Genomic DNA, 13,627 nt, shown 5'->3' on the forward strand with positions numbered 1-13,627 from the left:
CTCATCGGGTTAGAATTTGTCGAGTTGTATAGATAGCCACGTCAACATGTCCAAGGCGGATTCGACGAAACGTCCGAGTTCCCTGGCATTATCTTCAATACTTCGGGGAAAGCCATAGATGCCAACGACCGAGCCCGCCGCATCGCGCCAACGCTGGATGTCCGTCCTTGCCCGCGCGCCCGAACGTGACCTGATCGCGCTCTGGGACGCGTTCGCCGCCAAGCCCGCCTTCGAATGGCTCCGCCGGCCCGAAACCGGGGCCGTGATGGTGCGCGGACGCATGGGCGGCACGGGCGGTCCGTTCAACCTAGGCGAAATGACCGTCACCCGCTGTTCGGTCCAGACCGATGGCGGGCTGGTGGGTCACGCCTACGTGCAGGGCCGCAGCCAGCCCAAGGCCGAGGCCGCCGCGCTGATCGACGCCCTGATGCAGGGGGGCGACGCGGCGCGGGTGGAGGCCGAGATCGTGGCCCCGCTGGAAACCGGCATGACCGAGAAGAAACAGGTGCAGGCCGCGAAGGCCGCGGCGACACGGGTGAACTTCTTCACCATGGCACGGGGGGAAGACGAATGAGCCCGACCGCAGACGGCACCCGCTTTGGCGGCGGTTTCACCGATCCCAGCCGCGATGCGGCGCGGGCCTTCCGGACGATCATGACCGTGCTGGCCCGACCGGGAGAGATCGGGACGCTGGACCAGGTCCACGCGCCCGCCCCGCTGTCTCAGGCACAGGCCGCGCTGATCCTGACGCTGTGCGACACCAACACGGGCGTCCATCTGGCGGGCGCAGCCGACGACTCCGCCGTGCGCGACTGGGTGCGGTTTCATACCGGTGCGCCACTTGTGGCCGCCGAAGATGCCGAATTCGCCGTGGGCACATGGGACGCGCTGCAACCGCTCGACCGCTTCGCCATCGGCACGTCGGAATATCCCGACCGTTCGGCGACGCTCTTTGCCGAGGTCCCGGTGTTGGCCCCCGAAGGCGCCACGCTGAAAGGCCCCGGCATCCGCAACACCGCGCGGTTGAGCCTGCCGGAGACGGGCGCCTTGCAGGATAACGCCACACTCTTCCCGCTGGGGTTCGATGTCTACTTCACTTGCGGCACCGCCCTGGCCGGTCTGCCGCGGTCCACCCAGATCACGGCGGAGGACGCCCAATGTACGTAGCCGTCAAAGGTGGCGAACAGGCCATCGACAATGCCCATGCCTGGATGGCCGAACGGCGCCGCGGCGACACCGATGTGGCCGAGCTGACCACCGACCAGATCCGCGAACAGCTGGCGTTGGCCGTCAACCGCGTGATGGCCGAAGGCTCGCTCTACGATCCCGATCTTGCCGCGCTGGCGATCAAGCAATCCCGTGGCGACCTGATCGAAGCGATCTTCCTGATCCGCGCCTACCGCACCACGCTCCCGCGTTTCGGCGCATCCGAGCCGCTGGATACCGCCGCGATGGCCTGCGACCGGCGCATTTCGGCGACGTTCAAGGACGCGCCCGGCGGGCAGATCCTTGGGCCGACCTTCGACTACACGCACCGGCTGCTGGATTTCAAACTCGCCGCCGAAGGGGGCGCGCCCCGCGCCGAAACGGCGGACAGTGACCCGGTGCCGGTGCCGCATATATCGTCGATCCTGGGCACCGAAGGCGTTCTGCAACCGGAACCCCGCACCGACACCACGCCCCGCGACCTGACGCGTGAGCCATTGTCCTTTCCCGCCGACCGCGCCGTGCGGCTGCAATCGCTGACCCGCGGCGACGAAGGTTTCCTGCTGGGCCTTGGCTATTCCACCCAGCGCGGCCATGCCCGGAACCACGCCTTCGTGGGCGAGTTGCGGATCGGCATGGTCCCCGTGGAAATGGAAATCCCGGAACTGGGCTTCGCCATCGAGATCGGCGAGATCGAGGCGACCGAATGCGAAACGGTGAACCAGTTCAAAGGCTCGAAAACCGAGCCCCCGCAATTCACCCGCGGCTACGGTCTTGTCTTCGGCCAGTCGGAGCGGAAATCCATCGCCATGGCGCTGGTCGACCGAGCCCTGCGCTGGGAAGAACTGGGCGAAGAAAATGTCGGTGCCGCCGCGCAGGACGCGGAGTTCGTGCTGAGCCATTCCGACAACATCCAGGCCACCGGTTTCGTCGAACACATCAAGCTGCCGCACTACGTCGATTTCCAGGCCGAACTCGAACTGATCCGCCGCTTGCGGCGCGAAGCGGAAGCCGCGCAGGCCCCTGCCCCCGATGCGCCCGCGGAACGGACCAAGGAACAGGAGCCAGCAGAATGAGCGGCTACAACTTCGCCTACCTGGACGAGGACACCAAGCGGATGATCCGCCGCGCAATCCTGAAAGCGCTGGCCGTGCCGGGCTATCAGGTGCCATTCGCGAGCCGCGAGATGCCGATGCCCTATGGCTGGGGCACGGGCGGCGTACAGGTTTCCGCCGCCGTGCTCGTGCCCGAGGACACGATGAAGGTCATCGACCAGGGCGCCGACGACACGACGAACGCCGTGTCCATCCGCGCCTTCTTCCAGAAGACGGCCGATGTCGCGGTGACCGAGGCCACGGGCAAGGCCACCCTGATCCAGACCCGCCACCGCATCCCAGAGGAACCGCTGACCAAAGATCAGATCCTTGTCTACCAGGTCCCGATACCGGAACCCCTGCGCTTCCTGGAACCGCGCGAAACCGAGACGCGGAAGATGCACGCGCTGGCCGAATACGGGCTGATGCATGTGAAACTGTACGAGGACATCGCGCGCCACGGCGAGATTGCGACCTCCTACGCCTATCCGGTTGAGGCCGCGGGCCGCTACGTGATGGATCCGTCGCCGATCCCGAAATTCGACAACCCGAAGCTCCATTCAGCGGCGATCCAGTTGTTCGGCGCAGGCCGCGAACAGCGCATCTACGCTCTGCCGCCCTACACGCCGGTCGTTAGCCTCGATTTCGAAGACCACCCGTTCGAGGCGCGCAAGGCCGAAGGGGCCTGCGGGCTCTGCGGGGCGGAAGACAGCTATCTCGACGAGGTCATCCTCGACGACCGGGGCGGGCGGATGTTCGTCTGTTCCGACACCGATTACTGCCGCACGCGGCGCGAGGCAGAGGAAGCGGCATGACACCTATCCTGTCCGTCCAAGATCTGGAAAAGCGCTACGGCGCGCGCATTGGCTGTACCGGCGTCAGCTTCGACCTCTGGCCGGGCGAGGTGATGGGCATCGTCGGCGAAAGCGGTTCGGGCAAGTCGACGCTGCTCGGCTGCCTTGCGGGCGGGCTGACGCCCGACAAGGGCCAGGTCATCTTCGACATGGCCGATCTGGGCCCGCAGGACGTTCTGAAACTGTCGGAACCCCGCCGCCGGATGCTGGCCCGCACCGACTGGGCCTTCGTCCACCAGAACCCGCGCGACGGGCTCCGCATGGGCGTGTCGGCCGGTGGCAACGTCGGCGAACGGCTGATGTCGGTCGGCGCGCGGCACTATGGCAATATCCGCGAAACGGCGACCGATTGGCTGGACCGCGTGGAAATCGCGCATGACCGGATCGACGACCGGCCCCGCGATTTCTCGGGCGGCATGCAGCAACGCCTGCAGATCGCGCGGAACCTCGTCACCGGCCCCCGGCTGGCCTTCATGGACGAACCGACGGGCGGGCTCGACGTCTCCGTACAGGCGCGGCTGCTGGACCTGATCCGCGGGCTTGTGCATGACATGGGGCTGTCGGCCATTGTCGTTACGCACGATCTGGCCGTGGTCCGGCTGCTAGCCGATCGGCTGATGGTGATGCGCCAGGGCCGCGTCGTGGAACAGGGTCTGACGGATCAGGTGCTTGACGACCCGCAGGATGCTTATACTCAACTTCTGGTGAGTTCGGTTCTGCAGGTCTAATCCCATGATATTCGCATACACGCTCCAGGATGGTCGCCTTGCGCTTCAGGCGCAGGGTGCCGATATGGCCGACGCGCTATGGATCGACATGTTCCGCCCGACGGACGAACAGCTGGAGCAGGTCCGGGCCCTTGGCTTCGACATCCCAAGCAAGGCCGAGATGCGCGGGCTGAAGCCGTCGAACCGGATGCACCTAACGGCGGGTATCGACTACATGACCGTGGTCATGCCCGGCCGCGACGTGCAGGGGCACCCGACCAACGGGCCGGTATCGTTCATGCTGGGGACCGAACAGCTTGTCACCGTGCGCCATCACGCGGTGCGGGCCTTCAAGACCTTCCCCGGCGTGGCCGACCAGACCGCCATCGGCTGTTCCGACGCCCGCTGCCTTCTGCTGGGCCTCCTGGGCGAAAACATCGGCGGGCTGGCCGACATGATGGAGCGGATCGGCGACCGGCTGGATGAACTGGCGCTCTGGATCTTCGACGACGACCGCAAATCGGATGCCGAGCTGGAAGAGACACTGAAACGCACCGGCCGGATGAGCGAGCTGATCGGCAAGATCCGCCTCGCACTGCTGAATCTCGACCGGCTGCTGGGGCACCTCGAGCCGATCCTGATGAAACACGAAGATGCCGCCCACCTGAAACCGATGCTGCCATCGCTCGAACGCGACGTGTCGGCGCTGGCGGTCCATTGCGATTACCTGACGGGCCGCGTGGGCTTCGCCACCGAGGCCACGATGGGCATGATCGACCTTGGCCAGAACCGCGCGGTTTCGGTGATGTCGGCGGTGACCTCGCTCTTCATCCCGCCGACGCTGATCGCCTCGATCTACGGCATGAACTTCATCGACATGCCGGAACTGCAGGATGCCTGGGGCTACGAAATCACACTTCTGGGCATGGTGGCCTCGTCGGTGCTGACCTATTTCCTGATGCGCTGGCAGAGGTGGTTGTGAAAGGATGACATCCTTCGCCTTCATGTCCCTGTCGAAGTGCCGCCTGCGGCGGCGCGGGGACGCCGTCCCCGCACCCCTGAGGTATTTGAAGACCAAAGAAGTGGGGCGCACGGTCCCGGCCGTGCCACGGCGTGCGTCCTTGGCGGGCTTCGCGTCCCCTGCTTCTTCTTTTCCAAAATACTCCCGCCGGAGGCAGACCGCCGTCGCACCCCGTGCTGCCAGATCGAATCCGGGCGGACCCGTGTTTCACGAAGGACCCAGACCATGATCCGTATCGAGAACCTCTCGAAGACCTTCACGCTCCACAACCAGGGCGGCGCCGTGATCGAGGTGCTGACCGGCGCGCATCTGCATGTGCGTCCGGGCGAATGCGTGGCGCTGACCGGGGCCTCGGGCGCCGGAAAATCCACGCTGATGCGGCTGATCTACGGCAATTATCGCGCCGCATCCGGATCGCTGAAGATCGCCGGCACCGATATCGTCACCGCCTCGCCGCGCGACATCCTGAAACTCCGGCGCGAGACGCTGGGCTATGTTTCGCAATTTCTGCGGGTCGTGCCCCGTGTACCGACGCGCGACGTGGTGGCCGAACCGCTGGTCGCACTCGGGACCCCAAGGGCCGAGGCGCGCGCGCGGGCGGAGGCGCTGCTGTCGCGGCTGAACCTGCCGGAGCCGCTCTGGGATCTCAGCCCCACGACCTTCTCGGGGGGCGAACAGCAGCGGGTGAACATCGCGCGGGGCTTCGTGCATCCCTACCCGGCGCTGCTGCTCGATGAACCGACGGCGAGCCTCGATGCCGCGAACCGCGACGTGGTTGTCAGCCTGATCGAAGAGGCCCGCGACCGTGGCGCCGGCATTGTCGGCATCTTCCACGATGCCGAGGCGCGGGGCCGCGTGGCGACGCGCGAGGTCGACGTGCGGGACTTTGCCCCGGAGCAGGCGGCATGACCGACGCCGCCCCCCTTGCCCCCGTCATCGCGATTGTCGGGCCTTCGGGCGTCGGCAAGGACAGCGTGATGGAGGCGATCAAAGCCCGCGATTCGGGCTTTGTCACCGTGCGCCGCGTGATCACCCGTGCCGCCGATGCGGGGGGCGAGGATTTCGATGCCGTCCCCGTCGATACCTTCCAGCAAATGGAGACCGACGGCGCCTTTGCTCTCAGCTGGCAGGCCCATGGTCTGCATTATGGCATCCCCGCGGGCATCGACGAGATGCGACGGACGGCGACGGGCGTTCTGGTCAACCTGTCGCGCGCCGTGCTGCCCCGGGCCGAGGACCGGTTCGGCACGCTCATCGTCCTTGCGCTGGAAGCCGACCAGGACGTTCTGGCGCAACGGCTCGCGCAACGGGGCCGCGAAGACGAGGCCGGCCGCGCCAAGCGGTTGGGCCGGGCGATGGACCTGCCCGAAGGCCTGTCCCGCGTGCATCGGATCGACAACAGCGGACCGCTGGAAAACGCCGTCCGCGCCGCGCTGGCGGCCCTTCACCCCGAAAGGGCGTAGCGATGGAGCACGTGAAACCGCCCGTCCTCTGCCTCCCCCGCCACGGCCATTGCGTCGATGGCGAAGGGCACGGGCAGAAGGGGCGACAACCGGCGGTCGAGCACGTCGGCCACGGCCGATTGTTCGGCCCCGGGCAGCGGGCCGGAGAGCGTGATGTGGAAGCGGAATTCGTCCATCACGTAAGGATAGCCCCAACGGGTCAGGTACGCGTCCTGCGCCGGGCTCAGCCTGCCGGCGCGACGCTTGGCCAGTTCCGCATCGGTCAGCGGCGCGCGCAAACCGTCCAGACCTTCGACGCAGGCGCCCGCGAGGGCATTCAGCGCGGTCTCGTCCCCGACCGGGCACAGCGCGATGAACCGGCCGATCTTGGTGACCGCGACGCCGTCCAGCACCACGGGCGCGAGCGTCGTGCACAGGCGTTCGGCTGCTGCGGCCAGATCGTCTCCGCTGACGCCATCGGCCAGCCGAAAGGGCGCCTTGATCGTGGCATGCAGCCCATATTTGCGAGGACGTTCCGTGATCTCGGCCACCGGACGCGGCAGCGGGTCGACATCCGGGTGATCAACTTCGCGCCCCGCTTCCGCGTCCCATCCCAGCCACGACGTGGCGAACTCCACCCAGGGCTCGTGGGTCCGCGGCATGAAATACAGCGCGTAGCGGCGATAGGCGGTCTTGGTCATCGGGGGCGCATCCTTTTTTCCTCTGGCCGGGCCGGACAATCGCCGCCCCGCGCCTCCGTACAACCAGACTTTACGAGCACCAAGGGCATAACAAAATGACGCAAGAGCTGATCCTGGCGAACGCGCAAATCGTCCTGAAGGACGAGGTACGGCGCGGCAGCCTGAAGATCGTGGGCGAGACGATCGAGGCGATCGATACCGGCACCACTGTCCCACAGGGCGCGGTGGATTGCGGCGGCGATTACGTGGCGCCGGGGCTGGTGGAGTTGCACACCGACAACCTGGAACAGCACCTCCATCCCCGTCCCGGGGTCGACTGGCCCCATGCGGCAGCGATCCTGGCGCATGATGCGGAGATCGCAGGCTCGGGCATCACCACGGTGTTCGATGCGATGCGGGTGGGTTTCAACCCGTCGACCCGCGCGGATTCCGCCGCCTACGCGCGTGGACTTGCCTCTGAATTGTGGGCTCTGCGCGAGGCGGATACGCTGAGGATCAGCCATTTCCTGCACCTTCGGGCCGAGATCTGTGCCGAGACGTTGATCGACGACCTGAACGAATTCGGGACCGAGGATCGCGTGGGGATCGTGTCACTGATGGATCACACGCCGGGGCAGCGCCAGTACGCGGACGTGTCGAAACTTGCCGATTACATGAAGCGGACGCAGGGCATGACCGGCGCGGCCTTCGATGAATATTGCGACCAGTTGATGGCGCAGCGGGACCGGCTGGGCGAAAAGCACGAGGCCCACGCGGTGGCCTGCGCCCGGACCTTCGGCGCGGTTCTGGCGAGCCATGACGACAGCACGCAGGCACAGGTGGATCATTCCGCAGCCTACGGCGTGCAGGTGGCCGAATTCCCCACGACCACCGAAGCTGCGAAGGCCTGCCGCGATCACGGTATCCCGGTGATGATGGGCGCGCCCAACGTCATCCGCGGCGGCTCGCATTCCGGCAATGTCGCGGCCGAGCCCCTGGCGAAGGAGGGTCTGCTGGACATCCTATCATCGGATTACGTGCCGGCGGCCCTGCTGCTGGCGGCGGTCAGGCTGGGCGAGACGTGGGACGATCTGGCCCGCGGCCTGTCCACCGTTACGGCAGCGCCTGCGCGGGCGGTGGGGCTGACCGACCGTGGCACGATCGAGACCGGCAAACGCGCCGACCTGATCCGGTTCCGCCTGCATGACGGCACGCCGATCCTGAACGGCGTCTGGTCCCGCGGCCGCCGCGCGGCCTGACGTCCCGGGACGGGGAACAGCGTCAACGGAACCGGCTTTCCAAGGCCGGTGCCGCTTACGCCGCTATGTAGAAAAGGTACCGTTCCGGCGGGATGGTGTCGGGCGCCTTGATCTGGGTGAAGCCCACCAGCGGCTGGCCGGACACCACCAGCCCACCGGGCACCATCACCCGCATCAGCGCGGGGCTGAGGCGTGCGGCCTCGGCCACGTCCTCGTCCTTCACGCCGTAGCCCAGATCGTAATGCGCCATGGCGATCTGCGCGCCCTGCCCCGCCAGCTTGTCCAGCATCGCTTCCGCTTCGCCTTCAAGGTAATCCTCCTTCGGCGGCACGCAGGAGGGATGGCAGTTCAGCGCCCGGTCCACGACCCAGATCCGCCGATCCGGCAACTGCTCGCGCAGGTGGTCGTAGGTGCGCCCGTTGCCAAGGCCAAGGTCCAGCACGTCGCCCGCAAGATCGGCAATCTGCGCCGCCCCCCAGTCGAGCCCGTCCCGCTGCGCTGCAAGGCGCCGCAACATCGAATCAAGCCGGCTCATCGACCGCCCTCCCGTTCAAGTTCCTGTCTATCCGCCAGACCCGCCCGGGCCCGGCCTGCAGCCGCGTCAGGAGTTCGGTGACGAACTCCCAGACGTCGTCGTCATGTATCAGGTGGTGGGTCAGAAGGCCCAGCGGCTCTGCCCTGTCTGCGCGCCCCTCGCGGCGGTCCGCAAGATGCGCCACCAGCCCGGCGAGCAGCACCTCGGGATCCGCCAGCGCCCGCGTCGTCTTCCATGCCACGGGATCGACATGCGTGTTGATCCGCTCCAGCCCCGGCGCGGCCCATTTTGCGTCCCTTGGCGTAAAACCCGACACGGCGCGATAGCCCACGGCCGCCAGCGCTGGTGCCAGATCGGCGCCCATGCGGTTCCACGGCGGCACGAACAGCGGCTGGAGGTCGGCCCCGAACAACTCGCGCGACCGGGAAAGCCCGTTCTGTGCATCCGTCAGCCGGTCCATCAGCGGCCGGGACGCACCGAATTCGGCCTTCTTCTCGGACTTCGACGCGTGGTTGGCGTGGGCCCAGCCATGAACGGCGGGCAACAGCCAGTCGGTGCCGCGCACGTAATCCGCCAGCGCAGGCTCGGCCCCGTCCGGGATCACCGCAAGGTGCACCGGAAGGCCGTGCACTTCGGCCAAATTCGTCATGCGCTCCAGCGCCGGGGTCACCGTCACCGCATCATCGTCCCGCCACCAGACCGGCAGCGACAGCCCCGCATCCGTCCAGCGCGCCAGCTCGGCCTCCAACTGGGTCCAGTCTGCACCTGTCACGCCATCGCCCTCGCGCGTGTGATCAGGCGGACGGTCTCGGCCGCACCGTCGAAGCGAAGGTCCAGCGCACTGCGCGGACCGTCCGACAGCACGTCGCGCAGGGCCTGCGCCAAGCGTTCGGGGGTCAGGTCTGCGGCCGGAAGGACGCGAATGCCCGGCAACCGGGCAAGGGTTTCGGCGCGCAGGGTCTGTTCGACCTCGCCGCCGTCATCGAAGGGAACGAAGACGGCGGGCACGCCCGACTGCAGCACGTCGAGCGTCGTGTTGTAGCCGCACATCGACACCAGCGCCGCCGCACCATGGAGCATCTGCCGGAAATCCGGCCGGGGCGCTTCCACGATGGCGGCGTCTCCCGCCCGGGCCTGCCACGCGGCCAGACGCTCGGCACCGCCACCGACCAGCATCCGCCAGCGCGCGGTATCCGCACCGGCCGCCGTCAGTGCCGCCGCGTAGAGCGCATCGCCCACATCGCCACCGCCCGCGCTCACCAGAACCTCGTCCTGCCCCGCGCCGTCGGGATTCGGGCTGGCGGGTGGCGGCGCGACGTAGCCCGTATAGTGCAGCTTTGCCTCCAGCGCCGGCGTGACAGGCCAGCTTGCGTCCAGCTTTGTCGCCGTGGCGTCGGAGTGAACCAGAACGCCGTCGTAAACCGTCGTCACGATCTCTTCCGTCTGCCCGGCACGGTCAGGCTTCGACGGGGGTGCAAGGATATCGCGGATCGAGGCGTAGATCAGGGGATGCGGTGAGCGCGCCCGAGCCGCGTCCAGCAAGGCCAGGAATTCGGTTCGCAGAACACGGCGGCCGAAGGGGTAGAGTTCGGTGATCAGGACGTCCGGAGCCAAGGCCGCGAAGGTCTCCAGCAGCTTCTCGGTGCGCGACTGAAGGTAGGCCGCGTCAGCCTCGGCCCCGGTGTCATCCAGCAGCGTCGTGAAGGCCGTGCCTTTCGACGCCAGTGCCGGCAATTGCACCACGTCCATCCCGCGCGCATCGAGCTGCGGGGCCGGGCGGCCGCCGGAGACGACCGTCACCTCATGCCCGGCAGCGACGAAAGCGCGGCCAAGGGTCAGGGCGCGGGACAGGTGGCCGGTGCCCAGAAGATGGGTGACGACGATCATGACCTTCATGACACGCCCTCGCGCGTGATCAGGCGGATGGGCTCGGCATCCGGTGTCAGGGTTTCCCCGTCGACCGTAAGCACGAACAGGCGGGCCCGCTTGACGCGGAAAGGGACCGGCCCGTCGAAGTTCCAGCCATGGGCATGGGCCAGCAGGACCCGCATGATGCCGATATGGCAGACGGCGACCGTGTCGCCCGTCAGGCCGGCGCACCACGGCAGCAGGCGCGCGCGCAGGTCGGCCGGGCTTTCGCCGCCGGGCGGGCGGTATTCCCAGCCCCAGTCCTCGATATGGCGATAGTCCGTGGCGGGATCGGCCAGCAGGTCGGCGCCCTTCTGCCCTTCCCAGTCGCCCCAGTTCATCTCGGTCAATGCGTCCGAGACCTGCGGCGCGCGGCCTGCCACCAGTTCCGCCGTTTCCCGTGCGCGGGAGAGCGGGCTAGACCAGAGCGCGGCCCGGTCCCACGGCGCAGGCAGGGCCAGACGGCGCAGGTCGGCGCGCGCGTCCGCATCGAGCGGGATGTCGCTTCGGCCCTGGATCCGGCCCGCGCGGTTCCATTCGGTGGGGCCGTGGCGCAGCAGGGCAAGGCGGATCATTGCGCGGCCTCCGTCAGGGCCGCGATGCCGGTCGACAGGGTCGCCGCGGCGGCGGGGAGCAGGTGCCGGTCGGTGACCGTTCGGCGTGCCTCGGCCCCGCGACGAAGGCGAAGGGCGTCATCTGTCGTCAGGAGGTCCAGCGCCCGGGCCATGCCGGCGGGGCCTTCTGCGACGGGAACAAGCTGGGCTTCGGGCACCACTTCCTGCACGCCCGGACCGCTCTGTGCCACCACCGGCAATCCGGCGGCCTGCGCTTCGAGATAGGCCATGCCGTAAGCCTCGTTCACGCCCGGCCAGAAGAAGATGTCGTGCGCGCAATAGATGGGTTCCAGATCCGCGCGGTCGAGCCTGCCAAGGAAGGTGACATGGGGCGCAAAGCGGGCCATCTCGTCTTCGATCTGCGTCCGCGCCGGGCCGTCGCCCACAAGGGTCAGGTGCCAGTCAGCCGTCTTCAGACGCGGCAGCGTCTGCGCGATGAGCCCGTAGGACAGGCGTTTGACGTCGTCGCGCATCATGGCGACGGTCAGGATGCGCTTGCCGGTGCCGGGCTTCGCCGCAATGCCCGGATCGTCGCGTTGCAGGAAGGGCGCCAGATGGATCAGGCGCTGGCCCGGGGCGCGGTCGCGTTCCAGCGTCTCACCGTCCAGCCGGGTCAGGTAGAAGATCAGGCCGGCCGCGTCGCTGGCCGCTTCCGCGGCTTCGGCGAACCGTGCCCAGGGGCCGGTCAGCCGCGACCGCGCGCGGGAGGTTTCGATCTGGACGTAAGGTACGCCCATCTTGCGCGCCACAGCCGGGCCGATCAGGTCCGGCGACTTGTAGTAGTTGTGATAAGTGATCCACAGATCGCATTTGCCGGTCAGCAGCGGCACCAGACGCGCGATCTCGGCCCGGGCCTGCGCCATCAGGTCCGTCTGGCGGGCGGCATCGCCCTTGCCGTCGTAAAGGCGCAGGTGGGAAACGGTCTTGGACTCGATCCCCCCGTGGGCCAGTGCGGCCAGCAACGCCCGGGCCATCTCGCGGTCGCCCGAGGGCACCGGGTGGTCCGGCGCCTTGAGTGGGGCGTAGAAGGCGGCGCGGGTCATGCGGCGGTCTCGGCGGGCCGCGGCGCGCCCGCCAGGTCTGACAGGAGGCCCGACAAAGTTTCGATCCCCGGCGCCATCGCGAAATCCTTCAGCAGCCGGTCACGCGCCGCTTCGGCCATCGCCGCGGCGCGAGCAGGGTCGCGGGCCAGATCGGTGATGGCGGTGGACAGCGCGTCGGGGCTGTCTTCGACCAGCAGGCCGTGAGTGCCGCTGTCGATGAATTCGGGGATCGCCGCGACGGGGGTGGACAGGATCGGCAGGCGTTGCGAGGCGGCCTCCATCAGCACGTTGGGCAGGCCATCACGGTCACCGCTTTCGGCCACGCGCGAGGGCAGGATGAACAGGTCGGCGGCGCGGAGGGCGGCCACGACCTCGTCCTGCGGCAGCGCGCCAAGCCAGGTGATCCGGTCGGCAACGCCAGCGGTCGCGGCCTGCGCCTTCAGCGCGTCGCCCAGTTCGCCGCCGCCGATATGGGTCCAGTGCCAGTCGAGATCGTCCGGCAGCAGCGCAAGCGCCGCGATCAGCCGGTCGAAGCCCTTCTTCTCCACCAGCCGCCCGACCGATATCAGGCGCATCGGATCGTCGGACCCACGGTCACGTGGCCGGGGCGGCGCCGGGAATCGATCCAGATCCAGCCCATGATACAGCAGCCGCACCCGCGACGGATCGCTGGCGAGCGAGCGGAGCCGCTGGGCGCCGTAGGCCGTGCAGGTCACGCCGAACTGGGCGCCGTAGGTACCGGGGCCGAGCTTTTCCGAGATCTCCCAGTCGGGCGAGGTCCAGATGTCCTTGGCATGGGCCGAATAGGACCACGGCAGATCGCACAGGATCGCGGCGTAACGCGCGACCGAGGAGGGCGTGTGCAGGAAATGGGCATAAAACGCGGTGATGCTGCCCGCTTTTTCATGCGCCAGAACGCAGGCCTGCCCGAACCGGCGGATGCGGTTGCGGGTGCGGTCACGGGCATAATCGGCGCGGAAGGCGGCCAGTGCCTTACCAAAGCCGGGCATCCGCGCGGTCGCGGCCATGGCGCGTGTCACGCGGGCCGGTTCGTCGCGCAAGTATTCCGGCAGGTAGAAGACGCGCGCCTGCAGCCTGTCATGCAGGGCATGCCGGCGCGTATCGGTGGGGTGGCGCAGGGACCAGACGTCGAAGCTGTGCCCGGCGTCCTCCAGCGCAACCAGCTCCTGCGCGATGAAGGTTTCCGACAGTCGCGGCCAGCCTTTGACAAGGATGGCAAGCCGGGGGGCGTTCGCCATGCGGT

Annotated in this window: 16 protein-coding genes; 9 read left to right on the plus strand and 7 right to left on the minus strand. The window is 67.9% G+C overall.

Annotated features, from left to right (window positions below; translation table 11 throughout):
- Positions 1-118: 118 nt before the first annotated feature.
- From phnG to phnN, 8 genes are all read left to right on the plus strand, one after another.
- Complete coding sequence (gene phnG / locus D4754_RS21480) at positions 119-574, plus strand: phosphonate C-P lyase system protein PhnG (protein ID WP_121067952.1); 456 nt, start codon at positions 119-121, stop codon at positions 572-574.
- Positions 571-1,167, plus strand: a complete 597-nt coding sequence (gene phnH / locus D4754_RS21485; RefSeq protein WP_121067954.1) for a phosphonate C-P lyase system protein PhnH — start codon at positions 571-573, stop codon at positions 1,165-1,167. The genes phnG and phnH overlap by 4 nt, the downstream gene beginning before the upstream one ends.
- Positions 1,158-2,282, plus strand: coding sequence for a carbon-phosphorus lyase complex subunit (locus D4754_RS21490; RefSeq protein ID WP_121067956.1), 1,125 nt, complete (start codon positions 1,158-1,160; stop codon positions 2,280-2,282). Before phnH ends, D4754_RS21490 begins: the two co-directional genes overlap by 10 nt.
- A complete protein-coding gene (locus tag D4754_RS21495) occupies positions 2,279-3,115 on the plus strand; it encodes an alpha-D-ribose 1-methylphosphonate 5-phosphate C-P-lyase PhnJ (RefSeq protein WP_121067959.1) in 837 nt (278 codons plus the stop codon). The genes D4754_RS21490 and D4754_RS21495 overlap by 4 nt, the downstream gene beginning before the upstream one ends.
- Complete coding sequence (gene phnK, locus D4754_RS21500; RefSeq protein ID WP_121067961.1) at positions 3,112-3,882, plus strand: phosphonate C-P lyase system protein PhnK; 771 nt, start codon at positions 3,112-3,114, stop codon at positions 3,880-3,882. The genes D4754_RS21495 and phnK overlap by 4 nt, the downstream gene beginning before the upstream one ends.
- Before the next feature lie 4 nt (positions 3,883-3,886).
- The gene (locus tag D4754_RS21505; protein ID WP_121067963.1) at positions 3,887-4,843 is read left to right on the plus strand and encodes a CorA family divalent cation transporter; all 957 of its coding nucleotides are present in this window, start codon (positions 3,887-3,889) and stop codon (positions 4,841-4,843) included.
- A gap of 264 nt (positions 4,844-5,107) precedes the next feature.
- Positions 5,108-5,791 (plus strand): phosphonate C-P lyase system protein PhnL, encoded by a 684-nt coding sequence (phnL, locus tag D4754_RS21510; protein ID WP_121067965.1) that lies wholly within the window; start codon positions 5,108-5,110, stop codon positions 5,789-5,791.
- Entirely contained in the window at positions 5,788-6,345 is a 558-nt protein-coding gene (gene phnN / locus D4754_RS21515; RefSeq protein ID WP_121067967.1) for a phosphonate metabolism protein/1,5-bisphosphokinase (PRPP-forming) PhnN, read from the plus strand. The genes phnL and phnN overlap by 4 nt, the downstream gene beginning before the upstream one ends.
- Here the strand turns inward: phnN and D4754_RS21520 are convergent.
- Positions 6,327-7,025, minus strand: a complete 699-nt coding sequence (locus D4754_RS21520) for a DUF1045 domain-containing protein (protein WP_121067970.1) — start codon at positions 7,023-7,025, stop codon at positions 6,327-6,329. The two genes, phnN and D4754_RS21520, sit on opposite strands and share 19 nt — an antisense overlap.
- A gap of 95 nt (positions 7,026-7,120) precedes the next feature.
- Between D4754_RS21520 and D4754_RS21525 the strand changes: the two genes are divergently transcribed.
- Positions 7,121-8,263 (plus strand): alpha-D-ribose 1-methylphosphonate 5-triphosphate diphosphatase, encoded by a 1,143-nt coding sequence (locus tag D4754_RS21525; RefSeq protein ID WP_121067972.1) that lies wholly within the window; start codon positions 7,121-7,123, stop codon positions 8,261-8,263.
- A 55-nt stretch (positions 8,264-8,318) separates the two neighbouring features.
- Here D4754_RS21525 and D4754_RS21530 read toward each other — a convergent pair whose 3' ends face one another.
- Genes D4754_RS21530 through D4754_RS21555 form a run of 6 tightly spaced genes read right to left on the minus strand, consistent with a single transcriptional unit; the run spans position 8,319 to position 13,622 of the window.
- Positions 8,319-8,798, minus strand: coding sequence for a class I SAM-dependent methyltransferase (locus tag D4754_RS21530; protein WP_121067974.1), 480 nt, complete (start codon positions 8,796-8,798; stop codon positions 8,319-8,321).
- Complete coding sequence (locus D4754_RS21535; protein WP_121067976.1) at positions 8,785-9,570, minus strand: polysaccharide deacetylase family protein; 786 nt, start codon at positions 9,568-9,570, stop codon at positions 8,785-8,787. The genes D4754_RS21530 and D4754_RS21535 overlap by 14 nt, the downstream gene beginning before the upstream one ends.
- Positions 9,567-10,694, minus strand: coding sequence for a glycosyltransferase family protein (locus D4754_RS21540; RefSeq protein ID WP_121067978.1), 1,128 nt, complete (start codon positions 10,692-10,694; stop codon positions 9,567-9,569). The genes D4754_RS21535 and D4754_RS21540 overlap by 4 nt, the downstream gene beginning before the upstream one ends.
- Positions 10,691-11,281, minus strand: a complete 591-nt coding sequence (locus tag D4754_RS21545) for a histidine phosphatase family protein (protein WP_121067980.1) — start codon at positions 11,279-11,281, stop codon at positions 10,691-10,693. Before D4754_RS21545 ends, D4754_RS21540 begins: the two co-directional genes overlap by 4 nt.
- Positions 11,278-12,363 carry a glycosyltransferase family 4 protein gene (locus tag D4754_RS21550; RefSeq protein WP_121067982.1) on the minus strand — a complete coding sequence of 362 codons (1,086 nt, stop codon included), beginning with the start codon at positions 12,361-12,363 and terminating at the stop codon, positions 11,278-11,280. Before D4754_RS21550 ends, D4754_RS21545 begins: the two co-directional genes overlap by 4 nt.
- Positions 12,360-13,622 carry a glycosyltransferase family 4 protein gene (locus D4754_RS21555; RefSeq protein ID WP_240453972.1) on the minus strand — a complete coding sequence of 421 codons (1,263 nt, stop codon included), beginning with the start codon at positions 13,620-13,622 and terminating at the stop codon, positions 12,360-12,362. Before D4754_RS21555 ends, D4754_RS21550 begins: the two co-directional genes overlap by 4 nt.
- Positions 13,623-13,627: the final 5 nt, after the last annotated feature.

It is taken from the genome of Chachezhania antarctica, assembly GCF_003646465.1.
Lineage (GTDB): Bacteria > Pseudomonadota > Alphaproteobacteria > Rhodobacterales > Rhodobacteraceae > Chachezhania > Chachezhania antarctica.

Coding starts and splice junctions, on each gene's coding strand:
- D4754_RS21525 (WP_121067972.1), top strand. CDS start 7,121: ATGACGCAAGAGCTGATCCTGGCGAACGCGCAAATCGTCCTGAAGGAC.
- D4754_RS21540 (WP_121067978.1), bottom strand. CDS start 10,694: ATGAAGGTCATGATCGTCGTCACCCATCTTCTGGGCACCGGCCACCTG.
- D4754_RS21520 (WP_121067970.1), bottom strand. CDS start 7,025: ATGACCAAGACCGCCTATCGCCGCTACGCGCTGTATTTCATGCCGCGG.
- phnN (WP_121067967.1), top strand. CDS start 5,788: ATGACCGACGCCGCCCCCCTTGCCCCCGTCATCGCGATTGTCGGGCCT.
- D4754_RS21495 (WP_121067959.1), top strand. CDS start 2,279: ATGAGCGGCTACAACTTCGCCTACCTGGACGAGGACACCAAGCGGATG.
- D4754_RS21545 (WP_121067980.1), bottom strand. CDS start 11,281: ATGATCCGCCTTGCCCTGCTGCGCCACGGCCCCACCGAATGGAACCGC.
- phnK (WP_121067961.1), top strand. CDS start 3,112: ATGACACCTATCCTGTCCGTCCAAGATCTGGAAAAGCGCTACGGCGCG.
- phnG (WP_121067952.1), top strand. CDS start 119: ATGCCAACGACCGAGCCCGCCGCATCGCGCCAACGCTGGATGTCCGTC.
- phnL (WP_121067965.1), top strand. CDS start 5,108: ATGATCCGTATCGAGAACCTCTCGAAGACCTTCACGCTCCACAACCAG.
- D4754_RS21555 (WP_240453972.1), bottom strand. CDS start 13,622: ATGGCGAACGCCCCCCGGCTTGCCATCCTTGTCAAAGGCTGGCCGCGA.
- D4754_RS21490 (WP_121067956.1), top strand. CDS start 1,158: ATGTACGTAGCCGTCAAAGGTGGCGAACAGGCCATCGACAATGCCCAT.
- phnH (WP_121067954.1), top strand. CDS start 571: ATGAGCCCGACCGCAGACGGCACCCGCTTTGGCGGCGGTTTCACCGAT.
- D4754_RS21530 (WP_121067974.1), bottom strand. CDS start 8,798: ATGAGCCGGCTTGATTCGATGTTGCGGCGCCTTGCAGCGCAGCGGGAC.
- D4754_RS21550 (WP_121067982.1), bottom strand. CDS start 12,363: ATGACCCGCGCCGCCTTCTACGCCCCACTCAAGGCGCCGGACCACCCG.
- D4754_RS21505 (WP_121067963.1), top strand. CDS start 3,887: ATGATATTCGCATACACGCTCCAGGATGGTCGCCTTGCGCTTCAGGCG.